The 17154-nt window shown below is 66.7% G+C and carries 19 protein-coding genes and 1 pseudogene; 6 read left to right on the forward strand and 14 right to left on the reverse strand.

Annotation, left to right across the window (positions count from 1 at the left end; translation table 11 throughout):
* Window positions 1-97: 97 nt before the first annotated feature.
* Genes ON40_RS09885 through ON40_RS09895 form a run of 3 tightly spaced genes read right to left on the reverse strand, consistent with a single transcriptional unit; the run spans window position 98 to window position 1278 of the window.
* Window positions 98-400: an aminoglycoside phosphotransferase family protein gene (locus ON40_RS09885; RefSeq protein WP_040820875.1), complete on the reverse strand. Its 303-nt coding sequence runs from the start codon at window positions 398-400 to the stop codon at window positions 98-100.
* A gap of 11 nt (window positions 401-411) precedes the next feature.
* On the reverse strand, window positions 412-783 hold the full coding sequence (locus ON40_RS09890; RefSeq protein ID WP_169541844.1) for an aminoglycoside phosphotransferase family protein: 372 nt from the start codon (window positions 781-783) through the stop codon (window positions 412-414).
* 45 nt (window positions 784-828) lie between these two features.
* Entirely contained in the window at window positions 829-1278 is a 450-nt protein-coding gene (locus ON40_RS09895) for a MarR family winged helix-turn-helix transcriptional regulator (protein ID WP_051192926.1), read from the reverse strand.
* Between the two features lie 5 nt (window positions 1279-1283).
* On the opposite strand from ON40_RS09895, the gene ON40_RS09900 reads away from it, so the two are divergent.
* Window positions 1284-1838: an isochorismatase family protein gene (locus ON40_RS09900; protein WP_040820879.1), complete on the forward strand. Its 555-nt coding sequence runs from the start codon at window positions 1284-1286 to the stop codon at window positions 1836-1838.
* Window positions 1839-1868: 30 nt separating this feature from the next.
* Here ON40_RS09900 and ON40_RS09905 read toward each other — a convergent pair whose 3' ends face one another.
* Window positions 1869-2309 carry a hypothetical protein gene (locus ON40_RS09905; protein WP_040820881.1) on the reverse strand — a complete coding sequence of 147 codons (441 nt, stop codon included), beginning with the start codon at window positions 2307-2309 and terminating at the stop codon, window positions 1869-1871.
* Window positions 2310-2437: 128 nt separating this feature from the next.
* Here ON40_RS09905 and ON40_RS09910 point away from each other — a divergent pair, with 128 nt between their 5' ends.
* Entirely contained in the window at window positions 2438-3175 is a 738-nt protein-coding gene (locus tag ON40_RS09910) for a class I SAM-dependent methyltransferase (RefSeq protein WP_040820883.1), read from the forward strand.
* Between the two features lie 603 nt (window positions 3176-3778).
* Here the strand turns inward: ON40_RS09910 and ON40_RS09920 are convergent.
* From ON40_RS09920 to ON40_RS09935, 4 genes are all read right to left on the reverse strand, one after another.
* Complete coding sequence (locus tag ON40_RS09920) at window positions 3779-4021, reverse strand: hypothetical protein (protein ID WP_040820887.1); 243 nt, start codon at window positions 4019-4021, stop codon at window positions 3779-3781.
* Window positions 4018-4551: a hypothetical protein gene (locus tag ON40_RS09925; RefSeq protein ID WP_157186252.1), complete on the reverse strand. Its 534-nt coding sequence runs from the start codon at window positions 4549-4551 to the stop codon at window positions 4018-4020. The genes ON40_RS09920 and ON40_RS09925 overlap by 4 nt, the downstream gene beginning before the upstream one ends.
* Window positions 4552-4870: 319 nt before the next feature.
* Window positions 4871-6019 carry a PucR family transcriptional regulator gene (locus tag ON40_RS09930; RefSeq protein WP_169541845.1) on the reverse strand — a complete coding sequence of 383 codons (1149 nt, stop codon included), beginning with the start codon at window positions 6017-6019 and terminating at the stop codon, window positions 4871-4873.
* A gap of 358 nt (window positions 6020-6377) precedes the next feature.
* Window positions 6378-7451, reverse strand: coding sequence for an NAD(P)-dependent alcohol dehydrogenase (locus ON40_RS09935; protein WP_083895538.1), 1074 nt, complete (start codon window positions 7449-7451; stop codon window positions 6378-6380).
* Between the two features lie 83 nt (window positions 7452-7534).
* Here ON40_RS09935 and ON40_RS09940 point away from each other — a divergent pair, with 83 nt between their 5' ends.
* Window positions 7535-8917 (forward strand): NADP-dependent succinic semialdehyde dehydrogenase, encoded by a 1383-nt coding sequence (locus ON40_RS09940; RefSeq protein WP_040820891.1) that lies wholly within the window; start codon window positions 7535-7537, stop codon window positions 8915-8917.
* A 298-nt stretch (window positions 8918-9215) separates the two neighbouring features.
* On the opposite strand, the gene ON40_RS09945 is transcribed toward ON40_RS09940, so the two are convergent.
* Together ON40_RS09945 and ON40_RS09950 are read right to left on the reverse strand one after the other, a co-directional pair.
* Window positions 9216-9980 carry a hypothetical protein gene (locus tag ON40_RS09945; RefSeq protein ID WP_169541846.1) on the reverse strand — a complete coding sequence of 255 codons (765 nt, stop codon included), beginning with the start codon at window positions 9978-9980 and terminating at the stop codon, window positions 9216-9218.
* 37 nt (window positions 9981-10017) lie between these two features.
* Window positions 10018-10533 carry an OsmC family protein gene (locus ON40_RS09950; protein WP_040820894.1) on the reverse strand — a complete coding sequence of 172 codons (516 nt, stop codon included), beginning with the start codon at window positions 10531-10533 and terminating at the stop codon, window positions 10018-10020.
* Window positions 10534-10912: 379 nt separating this feature from the next.
* On the opposite strand from ON40_RS09950, the gene ON40_RS09955 reads away from it, so the two are divergent.
* Window positions 10913-11953: an NAD(P)-dependent alcohol dehydrogenase gene (locus ON40_RS09955; protein WP_040820895.1), complete on the forward strand. Its 1041-nt coding sequence runs from the start codon at window positions 10913-10915 to the stop codon at window positions 11951-11953.
* An 81-nt stretch (window positions 11954-12034) separates the two neighbouring features.
* Here ON40_RS09955 and ON40_RS09960 read toward each other — a convergent pair whose 3' ends face one another.
* The 3 genes from ON40_RS09960 to ON40_RS09970 all read right to left on the reverse strand — a co-directional run bounded on the left by ON40_RS09960 (window position 12035) and on the right by ON40_RS09970 (window position 14857).
* Window positions 12035-12703, reverse strand: a complete 669-nt coding sequence (locus tag ON40_RS09960) for a VC0807 family protein (protein WP_040820897.1) — start codon at window positions 12701-12703, stop codon at window positions 12035-12037.
* A 240-nt stretch (window positions 12704-12943) separates the two neighbouring features.
* Window positions 12944-13888, reverse strand: coding sequence for an ADP-ribosylglycohydrolase family protein (locus ON40_RS09965; RefSeq protein ID WP_051192927.1), 945 nt, complete (start codon window positions 13886-13888; stop codon window positions 12944-12946).
* A 42-nt stretch (window positions 13889-13930) separates the two neighbouring features.
* On the reverse strand, window positions 13931-14857 hold the full coding sequence (locus ON40_RS09970) for an NADP-dependent oxidoreductase (protein WP_040820899.1): 927 nt from the start codon (window positions 14855-14857) through the stop codon (window positions 13931-13933).
* A gap of 77 nt (window positions 14858-14934) precedes the next feature.
* On the opposite strand from ON40_RS09970, the gene ON40_RS09975 reads away from it, so the two are divergent.
* Both ON40_RS09975 and ON40_RS54465 read left to right on the forward strand, forming a co-directional pair.
* Window positions 14935-15315 carry a winged helix-turn-helix transcriptional regulator gene (locus tag ON40_RS09975; protein ID WP_040820901.1) on the forward strand — a complete coding sequence of 127 codons (381 nt, stop codon included), beginning with the start codon at window positions 14935-14937 and terminating at the stop codon, window positions 15313-15315.
* 368 nt (window positions 15316-15683) lie between these two features.
* Window positions 15684-16211: a hypothetical protein gene (locus tag ON40_RS54465; RefSeq protein ID WP_040820903.1), complete on the forward strand. Its 528-nt coding sequence runs from the start codon at window positions 15684-15686 to the stop codon at window positions 16209-16211.
* Between the two features lie 70 nt (window positions 16212-16281).
* Here ON40_RS54465 and ON40_RS54470 read toward each other — a convergent pair.
* Window positions 16282-17106 (reverse strand): annotated as a pseudogene (locus tag ON40_RS54470) (oxidoreductase); the annotation flags it as partial.
* Window positions 17107-17154: the final 48 nt, after the last annotated feature.

Here is a 17154-nt window from a genome sequence, read left to right on the forward strand (position 1 = left end):
GAGTGCGCCAGATAATCGCCTGTTGGACAGCCCTTTCGGGGGCTTTCGACACGCGAATCGGGAAACTGTTCGGCACCGTCGATCTGGTCGAAAACCCTCACAGTTTGCCGACGTAATCAGCCAGGGCAGTGGCGATTTCGGCCGCGATGTCGGCATCGCTCGAACTCTCCGGCAGGAAGTACAGCCAGTCGTCGATGGCTCGGATGAATGTCCAGGCCGTGGTCAGCTCCGGATCCAGATCCGCGGCGTTCACCACGGCCGCCAATCGGCGGCGTATGGCGGCTGGTCCAGCCATCTCGTGGAATCTGTTGCGTAACAAGGGGATGACCCTGAACTCGGGATCGCCGGTGAGCACCTTCGGATCGATCACCAGCCACGGTTCCCGAGTGCCGCGCAGCACGTTGAGGCAGGTCAGATCCCGGTCCGCGTCCGACGTTCGAGCAGCAGAACGAAATCCGCAATGTCGTGATCGAGCAACTCGACCGCACCCGCACCCTGCCAGGTGGCGAGCGCCACCGCTTCGTCCCGCGCCTCGATATGCGGCCACGACACCTTCAGGACAGCCGCGCGATCAGCGGCTCGCACCGGCACCACGAGCCCCGAATAACCGTGCATCGGTTCCCCGTCGAGCCGCAGATCCCACCGCGCCAGATACCGCTCGACCATTTCCGGCAACGCCGTGAGCCGGCGCCGCTGCTCCGGCGTGCGCAAACGAGCGGCGAAAGTCGCTGGAACGGTGATCATTTCGTCCGGGGCGACCGGATGGACCCGGCGCAACAGCACGCGCAATTGGTTGTGCGCTGTTCGCGCTGAGGTGCACCTCGACGTTCAACGTGGTTGGGGTGGGGTCCAGAGGCGCTGGAGGAGGGTGCGGAGGGTGTCGCGTTCGCCGGGGGTGAGGGGAGCGAGGAAACGGTCCTCCAGGTGGTCGGCGAGATCGTCTGCGCGCTCGGCGATTTCGCGGCCCGAGTCGGTGATCTCGACCGCGTTGCGGCGGCGGTCGCCGGGATCGCCGCGGCGGGTGAGGTAACCGGCCCGCTCGAGGCCGTCGACCAGAGTCACCACCGTGCTGGCGGCGGCGTTCATGGTGCGGCTCAGCTCGTTCTGGGCCAGGGGGCCGTACTGGCGCAGCATCGTGAGAATGCCGTGGGCCTTGGTCGAGAGGCCCAGTGCGGCAAGCTCTTTGGTCTGCACATCGGTGGCCGCCTGGCCGACGACCGCGGTCAGGAAGGTGGTGCGGCGTAGGAAGCGTTCCGCCTCGTCCGGTGGAGTGGGCACGACACATGGTATCCGAGCAATCACTGTTCGCTGACCTGCAGGAATCCATCGTTCTGTTCGGCCGGACGCGGCCTGAGAGCGGAATCCGCGCCTCGGCGCGCGTCCTGGCCGAGGTCGCGGAGCTGCTCGAGCTGCCCGCGACGGTGTCGATCGCACCGCGGCCGGAGGGCCCGGACCCGATCGCGGAGCTCTCGGGCGCGCAGCCGGTGGGCGGAGTGCAGGTGCGGTCCGGCGCGAGCTGCCTCGATCATGCGGGCACCCGCGACGCGCTGGCGTCGACCGGGCGTCCGGTCGTGGTCATCTGCGGCGTGCTGACCGAACTGGTCGTGCAGTTGACCGCGCTCGACCTGATCGACGCGGGCATGCAGGTTCATGTGGCCCTGGATGCCTGCGGCGGGTTGTCGAACAGCACCGAGAACGCGGCCCTGCGCCGGATCGAATCCGCGGGCGGGTACGTCGGCTGTGTGCCGAACCTGGCCGCGGATATGGTGCGCGACTTCACCACTCCGACCGGCGGACGGGTGATCGGCGCGCTACACGGCTTGTTCGGCGCGGCGTAGCCTCGCCCGGGGCGTCGTCCCCGGCGATGATCATTCCGCTCGCGCGTACCGGGCCGCGGCGATGACCGCGTCCATGTCGAGCAGCAGATTCGGGTCGTGATCCTGCGCCTCGCGGAACTCGAGGATCACATCGTCGATGGTGGTCCGCCGGCCCAGGGTGGTCAGCTCCTGGCGCAGGTAGGTGCTCAGCGCGATACCGGCCGCGCCCGCGCGACGGGTGAACACCCGTGCGGCCTCCTCCGGTAGGTCTCGCATCAATTCCGTTGCCTCGCTGTCGATTTCGGCGACGGGCGGGTCGGGTAGTTCGGCGTGCAGGAACTCGACGACGTCATCGAGCGGGATGCGCGTGCTCGCGAGTTCGGTCAGCGCCACCCGGATGTAGGCCGCGGTGGACACGCCCGCTGCCTGGGCCCGCCGTCGCAGGACGCGGGCGGCCGGTTCGGGCAGATCCTCGATCACGATCGTCGACATGGAGACCACCGTAGGCAGGGATCGCGGGGGATGCCAGCGCCGAGACCGAGTCGTGTCCTTACGGTGAAAGCGACAGGTGGAAAGCACCATTCACCCGGACCGTCTCGCCGCACACTATCCTCGAGAGAATGACCGGCGAGGGGACGGCCGACGCGGCCATCGAGCAGTGGAGTCGGATCCCGCACGAGGTGCTCGAGCAGATGGAGCCCGACGGCGATTTCTGTCGGCGGCATCTGCTCAATCCTGTTCTGCTGCAGATGCTCGGCGAGGTTTCCGGGCGCAGAATCGTCGACGCCGGTTGCGGGCACGGGTATTTCGCCCGCATGCTCACCGGCAGCGGGGCCCTGGTGACCGGAGTCGAACCGGCACAGGGGCTGCTCACCTATGCGCTGGAGAAGGAAAGTCAACTGCGCCAGGGGATTACGTACATCCAGGCGGATCTGACCCGGGCCGTCGATCTCGGCCCGGTGCACGACGCCGTGGTCTGCAATATGGTGCTGTGCGCGATCGAGGACTGGCGGGCGGCCATGCGCACCTGCGTCGGGTTGCTGCGACCGGGCGGCCGATTCATCTTCTCGGTGAATCATCCTGCTTTCGAACAACTCTGGACCACCTGGCGCGAACACGGCGAGTACCGGGTGTGGCGTTATCTGGACGAGTACGAGATCCCGGGCAGCTACGCCTGGGATTTCCATCGATCCCTGTCGGACTATCTCAACGAACTCACCGCACTGGGCTGCCGGATCCACCGGCTGGCGGAGCCCCGCCTCGACCCCGCCGTCGCCGAACAGGCCGCGGCCACCGCGCCCGGGATCGAGGCGTACACCCATCTGCCCAACTTCCTGGTGGTCGCGGCAGACCTGTGAGCAGTCGACGATCGCCGCGGTGGGCTGCGGTGCCCGTCCGGCGTGAACCCGGACCCGGTCGCACAGCGCGTCGTGGATCCGCTGCCACGTCCCGGCAGCGGCCCACACAGTACTTTTCATACCTCCCACCTTTGCCGCCCCGATTGCCCGGTGGCGGCAGCATCGCTTCCAGAATGACCCACTCGCGTCGGTGAGCGACGAGCCGGAGAGTGCGGTGCCGCCGCCAAGGCCGGCCGCACATCATCTGCGGCTAAGGCGCTGATCGCCATTAATAGCTATCACGGGGTAATCTATCCGTACGGCACAAAAACCGGTCTCTTTTTCACCGAGGCCCTCCATCCGTTCGAAGTGTTTACGCAGGCTGGGTTCGAAGTGGATCTGGCCGCAGAAACAGGCACATACGGCTTGGACTACAGCTCTCCCATGCATCCGTTCGACGACTACTCCATTACTGCCGGCCGAGTCGTTACTGGAGCCAATCCGGCGAGTGCGCGTAATGCAGCCGAAAGGGTCGTGAAGGCCTTCGGTGACCTTCAGGAGGCATAGAGCGAGGTAGCTGTTCACCAGTTGTGGTGAAAATTTCAGGTCCAACACTGGTTTGTCTTACCATTGCCGATGGAGAGCGCGAAGTGCCATCCAGTCTTCGGCGGCGCCGCGTACCCATTTCTTTTCCAGGTCTGCGGCACGCAAGGTGAGCATCTCTCGTTCGACTTCGTTCTCCGCGTGCCCGGTGAGGTCGATGAGTTCGACCCAGCGCTCGAAGTCCCGACGCAGCTCTTTTCCGGCTTTCGGATGCATTTTCGACCCCTTGTCGCCCCTCGGATTCCGATACTTGCCCTGTTTCATTCGGTTCCCCTGCAAATTCCGGTCCAGCCCAGCGGTAACTGGAGATGTCGCCAGCGTATTTCGTCCACCATCTCCGCATAGCTCTCACGAGCCTCGCCCAGATGGAACCATGCCCGGTGCCGCGTCTCGCTGTCGGCCGAATGCAGCACTGTCCACCACGTCACGGCGTATATTTTGGCTATGCGGCTGATTACCTCGCCGAGCGTATGTGTGTGCGTGCGCGCACCTTTCATGCGGGGTATATTGCGCGCCGCCCAAGCGTCGATTTCGCTGACAGCACGATCGATGGCCGCATGAATTTGCTCCCCGGCGGGATTTCTTTGCCGCAAGATATCGCCCAGCTGAAACGGTATGAGTTCGGCATGCATATCACCGAGTTCTCGCGCCCACCCGGCCAGGGGGGAGGTACTCGAGCTGCGGCCTGCGATTGCCTGGAATAGATGTGCGGGTTCCAAAAGCGGCAACGTCTCAGTCGGCGAAGACGGGTAGTTCGGTTGTTTGATCATCGGTCCGGAGCCCTTCAAATGCATCGGTCATCACCCATATCGATGCCTCCTGTGCGGCATCGAATTCACGCATAATTGAAGTGCGGGAACATCGCCATCGGAATGCCGGTACACACCCGGACTCGGCCGACCGAATGTGCGACCTCACACCGTCGTTCAGAGATCACGAGACGATGCAGCGCGCCGCGTCGCGCTGGCACGAACCAAGATTTTGCAGGCAGCGAGCCGAAATCTGGCCGGCCGCTGCCATTTGGCGTCGAAGGTATGGCACTGAACCTAGGTCCGGCGCGCCGCACAGCGCCACACCGTCGTTTACATGCATGTAACAATGCGTCGACACTGTTCAGGACAAGGCCAGCAGCGCCAGTGCCGCGTCCTGGGGGATGGTGACGTCGAGTCCGGTGAGCTCCCGGAACCGCTGCAGGCGTTTGAGCACTGTGTTCCGATGGCAGTACAGCCGGGTCGCCACATGTCCGACGTTGCCGGACTCGAGGAATGCCTGCACGGTTTCGACTATGCGGTGACGTTCCTCGTCGCCGCAGCTATCGAGTCGCTCGGTCACGCGATCGACAGGATCGGCTCCGCCCTCGAGTTTGCGGCGAGCAACTCGGGCCCAGGCCTGCGGAAAAGTGACCAAGCCTGAGTCGTCGGCTGTCAACACATGTGCGATGTCCAGGGCGGAGTCGGCGGCCGACGGTACCTTGCCGAGTCCCGCGACCTGCGGGACGAACCCGGCGCGCACCCCGGACAAGAGCCGGTACTGCAATTCGGTTTGCGGCCCTTTCGACTTCCGGGGGGCCTGCCAGAACCCCACAATCCCGCTGTTCCATTCGACGGTGAACAGTTTCTCTGCGCTGGCGCGGGCCTGTGATTCAGCCCGGTGGATCGCGTCCGCCTCCGGCATGAGTGCCATCACCACGCGATAGGACGCGGACTCGTCGGTCCCCAATGCCGCGGCGAGCCGAGAAATATTCGAAGGCAGATGCGGGTGCCGGAGCAGTTCGAGGAGGAAGCCGCGCTGATGATCGCTCTCCTCCCGGGCAATGATCGCAATCTCCTGCAGGTAGCTCTGCTGCACAGTGCGGGCGTAGGTATCGACGATGCCGCACAGGTTTCCGACGTGCATTGCCAGCGCCATCGCGTCGCGGTGGTGGGCGCGCCACAGGATGTAGGACCAGATCACCCCGAAGCACAGGCGGACGGCAGCCACCAGGCTTTCGACCGGCACGCCCTGGCGTGCGCGGCGCTGGCCGAGTTCAACCGGTAGGTCATCCGTGCCTGTCGTGCTGGGTGCGGTGGTGTTGCGCAGGATCAACTGCAGCGACTTCCGTGCATCATCATGGACTTCGTCCCGGTCGACCAGTCCGCTGTCGTAGGGAGAGATTTGCATGATCTGTTCGAGGTAGGAATCGGCGAGCCGATCGATTTCGACGGCTGCGCCGGCAAGCAGTTCCTGCCACCGAGACCGGGTGTCCGCTTTCAATTTCGGCAATCCCTGCACGGTGTCACCGCCTTCCCGCGACCGCGGCCATACACGCGGCTCGGAAACCTACATCGACCGAGGATGGCCGCGGCGGCCTCGATCGAAATAGCGCGCAGCACGCATATCCGCCGCACATGTTGGTGAGGATAGCCCGCAGGAGGCGTAAGCCGCCCGCAGCGTAATGAGCCGGTAGGGCTGTACCTCGGCAGCCCGGACGAGCCCAGTCACACAGTTCGCCCAGGCCACCACAGGGCACTGCAAATATCAGGCAACTGTGCTCTGGAGGAGAGACGTAGCAGGGTGCGGGAGGGGCGAGTCGATTTATTGCCGGTGGGTGGCTGGCTTCCGGGTTTGCCCGCCGCGGGCTTCATTCGAAGACGATGACTTGGCGTCCGACGATCTCGCCGCGGCCCAGGGCTTCCAGGTTCTCGTTGATGTCCTGGAGGCTGACTTTGGTGACGTTGTGCTTGATGAGGCCGGCTTCGGCCAGGGAGAGCACCTCGACGAGGTCCAAGTGGTTGCCCCAGAAGGAACCCAGGTAGGACAGTTCCGTGCCGACGAACGGGAACTGCCGGTGCTCGACGCGGTGGCTCATGAGGCCGACGGCCGCCAGTGCGCCTTCGGGGCCCAGCAGGTCGAACCCCATCGAGACAGATGCCTCGCTGCCGACGCAGTCCAGGATGGCGTCGATGGTTCTCCGGCCGGTCAGCCTCTCCAGTTCGCGCTGGATGGCCTCGGTGGACTTGTCCTTGACATTGATGCCGTGGTCCGCGCCGTTCTCCTTCGCCACGCCCAGTTTGCTGTCCGTCCGTGCGAGCGCCACCACGATCGCTCCAGCTCCGAGCAGCTTCGCGTATTGGACCGCGTAGCTTCCCAGCCCGCCGATGCCCGTGACCGCGACGGTGCGGCCGGGGCCTAGCTTGCCCGCGTCCCGGAGCTTGCGCATCCCTCGGTACGGAGTCATACCCGCGTCGGTCATGGGGGCGAGGAGCTCGGGTGCTTTCGCGGCGTCCTCCGAGACCGGGATCGCATGGCGGTACTCCACCGCCATGTACTCGGCGAAGCCTCCGGGAGGGCCGAAGCCCACCCACCGGCCGTTGCCGCTGCACAGCTGTTCGTTGCCTTCGCGGCACTGCCGGCAGGTGCCGTCTCCCCAGCTGGGATTCACCACGACCATGTCGCCCTCCGAGTAGGCCAGCGTTTTCGGTACGCCGCTGCCCAGTCCCGCCACTCGGCCTGTGACCTCGTGACCGGGGATGTAGGGGAACTCCACGGGGAACGGGCCCTTGAAGTAACCGTCGAGTAGCTGATAGTCGCTTCGGCACATGCCCGTCGCGGCGACCTTCAGGAGAATCTCGCCCGGCCCGGGCTCAGGCACAGGAACCTCTTCGATCCGAAGCGGTTCCCGGTATCCGTACATCCGGGCTGCGAGCATCTGCATCACGTGTTCCTCGCTTCGCTGTGGGTGGGACGAGGGCGCAAATGTGGATTGCGAGCCATATTAGGCGGACGTACCGTTAATTTATGGCTATCGCGACGACGAGTCCTGTGACGGGTGAGGTCCTCAGGAGGTTCGACGAACTGACTCCTGAGGAACTGGAGGACAAGCTTGCACGGGCGTCGGCAGCGGCTGCCTCGTACCGGCTCACGAGCGTCGAGGAGCGGGCGGGATGGCTGCAGCATGCGGCCGACCGCCTGGAGAAGGAGGCCGAGAGCGTCAGCCGGATGATCACCATGGAAATGGGCAAGACATTGCGGGCGGCGGAGCAGGAAGTGGCCAAGTGCGTGCACGGGCTGCGGTTCTACGCCACCGCGGGCCCCGCATTCCTGCGGGATGTGGTCGGTGATGGCCGGCGCGTAGGCGCGGAGCAGACGTTCGTGACGTACCAGCCGATCGGTGTGGTGCTCGCGGTGATGCCGTGGAATCTGCCGTTGTGGCAAGTCATGCGGTTCGCCGCGCCTGCCCTGACGGCGGGGAACGCGGGACTGTTGAAGCACGCCTCGAACGTGCCGCAGTGCGCCCTGTACCTGGAAGAGCTCTTCCGTGACGCGGGCTTCCCGGACGACGTGTTCCAGACCCTGCTGATCTCGTCGGGGAAGGTGGAGCAGGTGCTGCGCGACCCGCGGGTGGCGGCCGCGACACTGACGGGCAGTGAACCGGCGGGGCGGTCGGTGGCCACCATCGCCGGCGACGAGATCAAGAAGGTGGTCCTCGAACTCGGCGGCTCCGACCCGTTCATCGTCATGCCCTCCACGAACCTGGAGCGGGCCACCGACGTCGCGGTCAAGGCGCGGTGTTTGAACAATGGGCAGTCCTGCATCAACGGCAAGCGGTTCTTCGTCCACCAGGACATCGGTGACGCATTCATCGAGATGTTCGTGGCGAAGATGGGCGCACTGGTGGTGGGTGACCCGATGGACGGGGGGACCGACGTCGGTCCGCTGGCCACCGAGTCCGGCCGGCGGGATGTGGAATCCTACGTCGAGGACGCCGTCGGCAAGGGCGCGACAGTGCTGCTGGGCGGCGAACGCCCGGACGGGCCCGGCTGGTTCTACCCGCCCACCGTGCTGACCGGCATCACGTCGGAGATGCGGATGTACCACGAGGAGGTCTTCGGTCCCGTGGCGCAGGTGTGGACGGTCTCCTCTTTGGAGGATGCATTGCGGGAGGCCAACGGGCACCCCTACGGCCTCGGGTCGAACCTGTGGAGCGAGGACGAGGCCGAACGCGAACTCTTCGTCCGCGACGTGCAGTCGGGCATGGCCTTCATCAACGGCAACACGACCAGCTACCCCGAGATCCCCTTCGGCGGCGTCAAACGCAGCGGTTACGGACGCGAGCTGGCGGACCTCGGTATGCGGGAGTTCATGAACGCCAAGACCGTCTGGATCGGGCAGGATGCATAGGCTTTGCCGCGCCCGTACAACGCTGCGCATCCTCGCCGCCGCACGCCCGGCCGACTCCCACACCACCGACCTCGCTCGGCGGGATGGACGCACGGTCCGCCCGCGCGCCTGCGGCGCGCGTACTAGTGCGTTTCGGGTGTGGGGTAGCCACTGTCTGCCCAGCTTTTCCACGTAGATCTCGGTTGGGGCCGGGGGCGAATGGTGACGGGTTTGGGTGGTGTGTAGCCGATCGTGTTGTGCCACGACGCGATCCAGGCTCGAGTCCAAGCCGGTGGCTGGGCAGGTGCAGGATCAGCTCTCACTCGGGCAGCGTCGGCAACGCGGGACTGTCCAGGCACAGGCGTGCTCGGTCCTGTGGGTGGATCCGGACCGGCACCCGCGCGCCGACGAAACCGATCTGAGCCCTGCGCGCGGCGGTGCGGAAGCCGAAACGCGCGGTGGTCGTGTATTCGACTCCGTCCGGATAGTTCACTCGCACAGCGACATTCGCCAGGCTCGACTCCGCGTCGGGCATACTGCGGGAGGGCACCTCGAGGAAGTCGATCCCGGTGATCGTCGCGGTCGCGCGCACGCCTGTGCGGTAGAGCTCCTGGGCCTCCTCGGCGGTGATCTGCCGGTTGCCGTCGGGCAGCAGGTCCCGTCCGTAGCGGCGTTCGACGGCCACGCGCGCCAGTTCCCGGATGCCGATGCCGGTCACCTCGGGCACGACCGAGGGCTCGAGGCCCAGGCGCATGGCGGCGGCGACCCGTTCGGCGTACTCCTCGTTCCACAGCGCCTTCGTGCCCGGCGAAACCTGTTCGGGCCAGATGATTCCGTAGCGACCGGGATGTTCGCGGTCGATCGTGGCCGGGAATTCGTCGCCGCATTCGGGCACCCGCTCGCCGGGGCCGTACCGCCGCCCGACCCGCAGCGCCCGTGCCGGGACCTCCGGACCGGACAGCACACCGGACAGCCGCGCGCTGCCGTAGCCGTCCTCGTCCCGGGTGACGGACACGCCGGTGACCCGGAACGTTCCCGTCACCGGGTGACCAGGGGTCCGTTTGAACAATCGCCGCAGGCTCACCGCTCGAGTGTGACAGTGAAAGGTCCTGGGGCGTAAGTCACTCGGTGACGAGCGTGGTCCGCACCGGTGTCGGTTCGATGGTGAGATCCAGTACGGGGCAACGCCTTTCGACCTCACGTTGCAATTCGGCATAGCGCTCGGCCGACTCGGGTCCACGGAGGTGGACCGTCAACCGCACGGCCTGGAATCCCGGGCGAACCGACTCGTCCAACCCGAAGAATCCGCGGACGTCCAGATCGCCCTCGGCGTCGATCCGCAGATCGTCCACGACGATGCCGCGCTGCTCGGCCACGAACCGGTAGGTCACCACCTGGCAGGCGATCAACGCGGCCAGATACACCTCGACCGGATTGGCGGCGGTGTCCGCACCGCCCAGCGCCGGGGGCTCGTCCACCCGGACCGTGTGCGTGCGGGCCTCGACCACGGTGGCAACGGCGCTCTCCGCGACACCGGAAGCGCGGAAGACGGCGAGCGCGTTCGCCGGATCGTCGGCGACGGCCTGCGCGGTGGCCCGAGTGATGGCATTGAGCGGTGCGCCCACATCGGTTGTCATGCGGCCGAAGCTATCCGGGGTTCGCCCGCCCGGGGAGGGTTGTGGTCGGCGTGAATGCAATGCACCGCGCGGCTGGTCCGGGTTTCGGGGCCGCGGGGAGTTCTTCCGGCTTCGGGGCGGGTAATTCGAGCGCCATGCTGTCTGCAAAGTAGTTCGCTGGTTGATTGCCGTTGATATCGGAGCAGTTGCTGGGCCTGCCCGGTTCGGCCGTATGATCGGGGGGATGTTCCCAGGCCTCTGTGTTGCGGTGAGCCATCGACGTCGGTATTCGAGGCCGGGGCCGCGGTGCATCCAGCCGTTTGCGGAGTATTCGCTGATCCGTGCGTTCGGGGTGTGGCGCGGTGTATCCGACCGTGAACTCGACCGCGGAGGTATAGCGATGAAGGCTCTGCAATATCGAACCATCGGCGCCGCACCGGAATTGGTGACCGTGCCCGATCCGGAACCGGGGCCCGGACAGGTGTTGTTGAAGGTGACCGCGGCGGGGGTGTGTCACTCGGATATCGCCGTGATGTCCTGGCCGGAAAAGGATTTCCCGTATCCGCTGCCGCTCACACTGGGACACGAGGGGGCCGGGACGATCGAGGCGCTGGGTGACGGGGTGACCGGATTCGCGGTGGGTGACTCGGTCGCCGTCTACGGTCCGTGGGGATGTGGCGCCTGTCCGCCGTGTGCGGGTGGGCGGGAGAACTACTGCCTGCGGGCTGGTGAGCTGAACATCTTCCCGCCCGGACTGGGTGCGCCGGGGGCGATCGCCGAATACATGATCGTGGACGATGCGCGGCATCTCGAGCCGCTCGACGGGCTGGATCCGGTCGAGACCGTCCCGCTGACCGACGCCGGACTGACCCCGTATCACGCGATCAAACGGTCGTTGCCGAAACTCGTTCCCGGCTCGACGGCCGTGGTGATCGGCGCCGGCGGTCTCGGGCACGTGGCCATTCAGCTGTTGCGCGCATCGAGTCCGGCGCGGGTGATCGCTCTGGACGTGAGCGAGGACAAACTCGAACTCGCGCGTACGGTCGGCGCACACGAGACCGTGATTTCCGACGCCGCGGCGGCCGATCGGGTGCGGGAGCTGACTGGCGGCCGGGGTGCGACCGCGGTATTCGACTTCGTCGGGGCCACGCCGACGACCGCCACCGCCGCGGGGTGTGTCGCGGTGGAGGGAGATATCACGATCATCGGCATCGCCGGCGGTACGGTGCCGGTCGGTTTCGGTGTGCTGCCCTTCGAAGTGAATGTCATGGCGCCGTACTGGGGCAGTCGCGAGGAGTTGCACGAGGTGCTCGATCTGGCTCGGGCCGGTTCGGTGAAGGTGCACGTGGAAACCTTCGCCATGGCGGACGCGCCGCTGGCCTACGAGCGGTTGCACAGCGGAAAGATCAACGGCCGCGCGGTGATTCTGCCGAACGGCTGAGCCGACACAGCATCGCGCCTCGCTCGGAGGGATCCGGGCGAGGCGCGAATTTTATTGGTGCAGTAGATGATTCGTGGAGGTTCAGGCCGCGGCGAGTGCGGTGGCTTCGGCACGCTCTCCGGCCGCCTTCCACCGGCGACCGAGCGCGATGCTCAGCCCGATCAGCACGGTGAAGGTCACCACCATCATGACCGTGGACAACCACACCATGGTCGAGACGGGCAGCTGATAGACCAGGAAAACTCGCAGTGCGGCCTCGCCGAGCAGGCCGACGCCCCAGATTCCGCTCAGCATGCCGAACGCCCGTCGCATGGCCGGGCGAGTCCGGTACCGCTCCTCGAACGCGGCCGCCTTGGCCGGGTCGGACCCGGCCATCCCGCTGCGCGCGGCCACGTAGACCAGCGGTTTGCCGATCAGGGCGCTGCCCAGGAATGCCAGCCCGATCAGGCCCGTGACGACCGAATCCTTCGCCAGCATGAATCGCGCGTCGCCGGAGAGGAAGGTCATCGCGAACCCGATCACGAATCCGGCCAGGATCACTCCCGCGAAGAGGTCGACCTTACGTTTGTGCGCGACCTCCGCGAGCAGGAACGCACCCGAGATCACGGTGCCCGCACCGAGTGCGACCAGATTGCTCGCCCCCAGGGCGTGCAGTGCGTAGTACGCGACGAGCGGCACCCCGACGTCGCGCAGGATCTGGCGGACCATCGCTCGGCGGTCGGGTGTGGGCGCTGCCTGGGTGGCGGTCATCTCGGACTCCCGTGAACGGAGGTGGCTGTGTCGACTCCCAAATTACGGTCGCCGAGTGCGCCCCACCCGGCTCGTTCGTCACGAACCACCCATGACGGTTGTCATGGGTGGTGGCGCGCTGCCGGTCACGGTCACACGGTCGCGACCGTACCGAGGCAGGGTTATGGTCTTGTGGGTCAGTCGGTTTCGGAGGGATGAGGTTTGTTCGGGTTCGGGCGCGGTTCGCGAGGACAAGAGATTTCACCGACTGCCCGTGAACCACCGGCGAAGACGACCCGGTCCGGCCTTGGCTGGACGAGCTCGATCCAGCCAGCCGGGCAACGGTTCTCGCGCGGCGAGCCATTCGCGGGGGACCGCCTCGCTCCCGGTGTGGGCGGCGACGATGCCGCCCACGATCGCCGCGGTGGTGTCGATATCTCCGCCCGCGGCAAGGCATGTGGTGATCGCGGTGGGGTAGTCCTGCAGATGCGTCGCCGCGATCCACAGGGTGAGTGGCACGGTGTCCTGTGCGGTGACGTGGGAGCCGTTGCCGAGTTCGTCGGCGACCTGCTGGACCGAAGCGCCGAGTAGCGTTCGGGCGCGGCGGATTCCGCGACTGGTCTCGCTGTCGCCGAGACGATCGAGCACGGTGGTGATGAATTCCTCCGGCGCGGGCCGTATTCCGGCCTTCCGGGCGTGCGCCGCGTGCCCGGCCGCGAGTGCCACCGCGACCGCGCCGCTGATCCCTTCGGGATGCATATGCGTCACCTGGGCCGAGCGGATTGCCTGGGCGACAATCGTTTCCGGATCACCGGCGAAGTAGGCCCCGAGCGCCGCGACCCGCATGGCCGCACCGTTGCCGCACGAGCCCTGATGATCGAACGCCGCGGCGGACACCTCGCGCCACGGCGCGCCCTTGCGGATGCGGCTCAGGTTCCCGACCGTGGCGAAGCCGTAGTCGCGATCCGGATCGCACCGCCGCGCGAAGACCTCGGCGAGACGATCCTGATCGATCGCGCCGCGCGTGCACAGTTCGGCGACCACACTGCAGGCCATCTCGGTGTCGTCGGTCCATCGCCACTGCCCGACCGGGACGGCCCCGGCGCGCAGCGCATCGACCGACGTGCGCATGACGGGGAATTGCTGGCCGAGTGCATCCCCCACCGACAGGCCCTCGAGCGAGTCGAACATCATCTCGACATACATTGCAGCCGAGTTTATGTCGCGCGTCGGAATTCGTCGACGGAGTCAGAGGGTGAGCACGAGCTTGCCCTGGAGGTGACCGCCGTCGAGCAGCCGGTGCGCGTCGGCGACGCGCTCGAAGGGGAACGTCTCCTGCACGTGGACCCGGAGCCTGCCCTGTTCGACGAGTTCGACGAGCCGTTGCAGGGCAACCGGATCCGGGTCGACCGCGATGCCGCTGAAGCGCATGCCGGCCGCCTCGAACTTCGCGGCGAGTTCCGAATCCTCCTCGGCGACCGCTGTCACCAGGTGCCCTCCTGGCCGGAGCACTGCGAGCGACCGTTCGACGGTGTCGCCGCCGAGTGTGTCGAGCACCATATCGATGTCGCTGACCGCCTCGGTGAAATCGACTGTCCTGTAGTCGATCACCTCGTCGGCGCCGAGCCCTTGGACGAACTCTCGTTTGCTCCCGCCTGCTGTCGCGATCACGTGCGCGCCGAGCGATTTCGCGATCTGGATCGCGACGTGGCCGACCCCGCCGCCACCGCCGTGGACCAGGACGCGGTCACCCGCGCTCACGCCGCCGAGGTCGACGAGGCCCTGCCACGCCGTCAGCCCGACGACCGGCAACGCGGCCGCCTCGACGTGTGAGAGCGACGCCGGTTTGCGCGTCAGGTGCAATGCCGGAGCAGATACGAATTCGGCGTACGCACCGGCCGCCCGCGGGAACAGCGGCATTCCGAAAACCTCGTCGCCGGGCCGCAAGCGCCACGTCTGCGCCTGTTCGACCACACCGCTGATATCCCAGCCGAGAATGAACGGCGGCTTGCCGATCAACGGGAATTCGCCGGCGCGCAGTCGCGCCTCCAGCGGGTTCAGCCCGATCGCCTCGACACGGACGAGGACCTCGGTCGGCAGGGGCCGGGGCGCGGGCGCGTCCACGATGGTGAGCACCTCGGGACCGCCGATCTCCTGCTGGGTGATGATTCGCATGACTCTCCTGGCTTCGGAGGGGGAAGGAAAAACCAGGCTAGGTTTCCCCATGGGAACCCCCAGGTACCTTTGGCGCCATGAGCGGTTTCGGCCCCGGTGCCCCCTTTCTAGCCGACTGTCCGGGGCGTCTGGCGGTCGAGCTGATCGCCGACAAGTGGACCGTGGTCGTGCTCTACGGCCTCAGCCGCGGCCCGGTGCGCCACGGTGAGCTGATCGAGCTGATCGGCGGCATCTCCCGCAAGGTGCTCACCCAGACGCTCCGACGGCTCGAATCACACGGACTCGTGCGCCGCCACGCGTATGCCGAAGTGCCGCCCCGCGTCGAGTACGAACTCACTCCGCTCGGAGCGACGCTGATCGATCCGATCCACGTCCTGACCGAGTGGGCACGGGAAAACGGTGACGCGGTCCTCGAGGCGCTCGACGCCGATTCCGACCCGGTCGCCGAGAACGGTTGAGTCCGTACCGCTTCGAAGGTTGTGCGGTGACCGGATCGGACCCTCGCGGCGGACCGTCGCGAACTCGTCACGGTGCGCGTCCGAGACAGATGTGACCTGCGTCGTTGCCATCCTGAGGCGGGGAATGGAGTATCGAAGGTGGTCGGCCGAGGATGCCCGGCATGTCGGGCTCGCGCTCGGCCGGATGTACGACCGAATCCGGGCGGGAAGGGGGTTCGTACGCCCTCTGGGAGGGCCGACTGGTCGGTCTGTAATGCTGCCGAACCGGCGAGCGATCACAGGGCGGCGGACGGCCCGCCGACCGGGCGGGACCGGTGGATCCGACACCGAACCAGCGCTGGATTGTGTCACCGGAGAGGACGAATGTGATGGCAGGAACCCTGGTGGATGTCCCTACCAACTACCGACAGATCGCCCAGCCGGATCCTGCGGCGAATTCGCGGCGGGTACCGGCTCGCTCCGGAAGATCCCAGCTCGCGATGATGTGGCAGGAGGCGAAGACGGCCCTGGTCACGCGCGTCGCCGGCCCGCAACAGTTGGTGACGGTGCCCCGGCTGGTCGTCCCGATCGGGCACAACCAGTTGGCATTTCGCGTCTCCTCCTACGCCGAGGAGGCCGAGCAGCTCGCCCAGGACGGCCGGGTGATCGTGCAACCCGGCGACTGGCGCGGCAACCCGGCCCTCGGTTCACATCAGTGGCACGGGCAGGCCCAGGTCGTGACCGGAGGCACCCTGCTGCCGTTCGTGCAATCGGAGATCGACGCCAAGTACCGGTGGCGAACCTCCGTGGCGCGCATGGCACATCGCGTGGCGCGGGGTGCGGCGCCCTACGGCGACGTCGTCGTGCTGGTGACCGTGCGCGAACCGGTCCCGATGCTGATGCCGCCGTCGCAGTGACGCCCCGCATCGCCACCCGGTGACGGTCCGAGCGAAAGACGTTGCGGCAGCGTCGTTGTTCGTCAGCGGCGAAATCGGTGGAGGTGCTCACCGCTGCCCACTGCTCGGTTTCCGCGGCGCGGATCCTGCCCGCGTCGCGTGCCGCGGCGAGGGCGTCGCTGCCGAGTAGTAGGCGGCGGGGCGGGTTCTCATCGGCGACGACGTCGATGAGGACCTTCGCCGCGCGGGCGGGATCTCCGGGCTGGCTGCCGTGGCTGTCCTGCCGGTACCGGTTGATCGCGCCGACGGTCTGCTCGTAGTCGGGGCCGACGGTGTGCAGGGTCATCGACGAACCCTGCCAGTCGGTGCGGAAGCCGCCGGGTTCGACGATGACGACCTGCACTCCGAACGGTGCGACCTCGCTGGCGAGCACTTCGGAGAATCCTTCCACCGCGAATTTGGCGGTCTGGTACGCGCCCATTCCCGGTGTGCCGCCGACCCTTCCGCCGATCGAGGAGAACTGGACGAATATTCCGGACCGCTGGGCGCGCAGCACCGGCAGCGCGGCGCGGGTGACGTTGACGACGCCGAACAGATTGGTCTCGACCTGGGTGCGGAAATCCTGCTCGGCCATCTCTTCGATCGGTGCGCTGTTGGCGTAACCGGCGTTGTTGACCACGACGTCGAGGTGGCCGAACGCGTCGATCGCTTGCTGAACCGCGTGTTCGGCGGCGGCCGCATCGGTGACGTCCAGCGCCACGGCCCGGATCCGCTCGCCGTGGGCGGTCGCCAGATCGTCGAGTTGCTCGGGTCGGCGTGCGGTGGCGACGACCTGGTCTCCTGCCGCGAGGACCGCTTCGGTGAGGTGACGGCCGAAGCCGCGAGATGCTCCGGTGATCAACCATGTTCTGGTCATGAGCGGTTTCTCCGTTCCGATTCACTGTCCGCGTCGGGTGACGGTGTC

The organism is Nocardia jiangxiensis NBRC 101359 (assembly GCF_000308615.1).
Lineage (GTDB): Bacteria > Actinomycetota > Actinomycetes > Mycobacteriales > Mycobacteriaceae > Nocardia > Nocardia jiangxiensis.

What these genes read in the sequence shown, in the direction of transcription:
- ON40_RS09900 (WP_040820879.1), top strand. Translation starts at nt 1,284, where the DNA reads ATGGTATCCGAGCAATCACTGTTCGCTGACCTGCAGGAATCCATCGTT.
- ON40_RS09905 (WP_040820881.1), bottom strand. Translation starts at nt 2,309, where the DNA reads ATGTCGACGATCGTGATCGAGGATCTGCCCGAACCGGCCGCCCGCGTC.
- ON40_RS09910 (WP_040820883.1), top strand. Translation starts at nt 2,438, where the DNA reads ATGACCGGCGAGGGGACGGCCGACGCGGCCATCGAGCAGTGGAGTCGG.
- ON40_RS09920 (WP_040820887.1), bottom strand. Translation starts at nt 4,021, where the DNA reads ATGAAACAGGGCAAGTATCGGAATCCGAGGGGCGACAAGGGGTCGAAA.
- ON40_RS09925 (WP_157186252.1), bottom strand. Translation starts at nt 4,551, where the DNA reads ATGCATTTGAAGGGCTCCGGACCGATGATCAAACAACCGAACTACCCG.
- ON40_RS09935 (WP_083895538.1), bottom strand. Translation starts at nt 7,451, where the DNA reads ATGCAGATGCTCGCAGCCCGGATGTACGGATACCGGGAACCGCTTCGG.
- ON40_RS09940 (WP_040820891.1), top strand. Translation starts at nt 7,535, where the DNA reads ATGGCTATCGCGACGACGAGTCCTGTGACGGGTGAGGTCCTCAGGAGG.
- ON40_RS09950 (WP_040820894.1), bottom strand. Translation starts at nt 10,533, where the DNA reads ATGACAACCGATGTGGGCGCACCGCTCAATGCCATCACTCGGGCCACC.
- ON40_RS09955 (WP_040820895.1), top strand. Translation starts at nt 10,913, where the DNA reads ATGAAGGCTCTGCAATATCGAACCATCGGCGCCGCACCGGAATTGGTG.
- ON40_RS09960 (WP_040820897.1), bottom strand. Translation starts at nt 12,703, where the DNA reads ATGACCGCCACCCAGGCAGCGCCCACACCCGACCGCCGAGCGATGGTC.
- ON40_RS09965 (WP_051192927.1), bottom strand. Translation starts at nt 13,888, where the DNA reads ATGTATGTCGAGATGATGTTCGACTCGCTCGAGGGCCTGTCGGTGGGG.
- ON40_RS09970 (WP_040820899.1), bottom strand. Translation starts at nt 14,857, where the DNA reads ATGCGAATCATCACCCAGCAGGAGATCGGCGGTCCCGAGGTGCTCACC.
- ON40_RS09975 (WP_040820901.1), top strand. Translation starts at nt 14,935, where the DNA reads ATGAGCGGTTTCGGCCCCGGTGCCCCCTTTCTAGCCGACTGTCCGGGG.
- ON40_RS54465 (WP_040820903.1), top strand. Translation starts at nt 15,684, where the DNA reads ATGGCAGGAACCCTGGTGGATGTCCCTACCAACTACCGACAGATCGCC.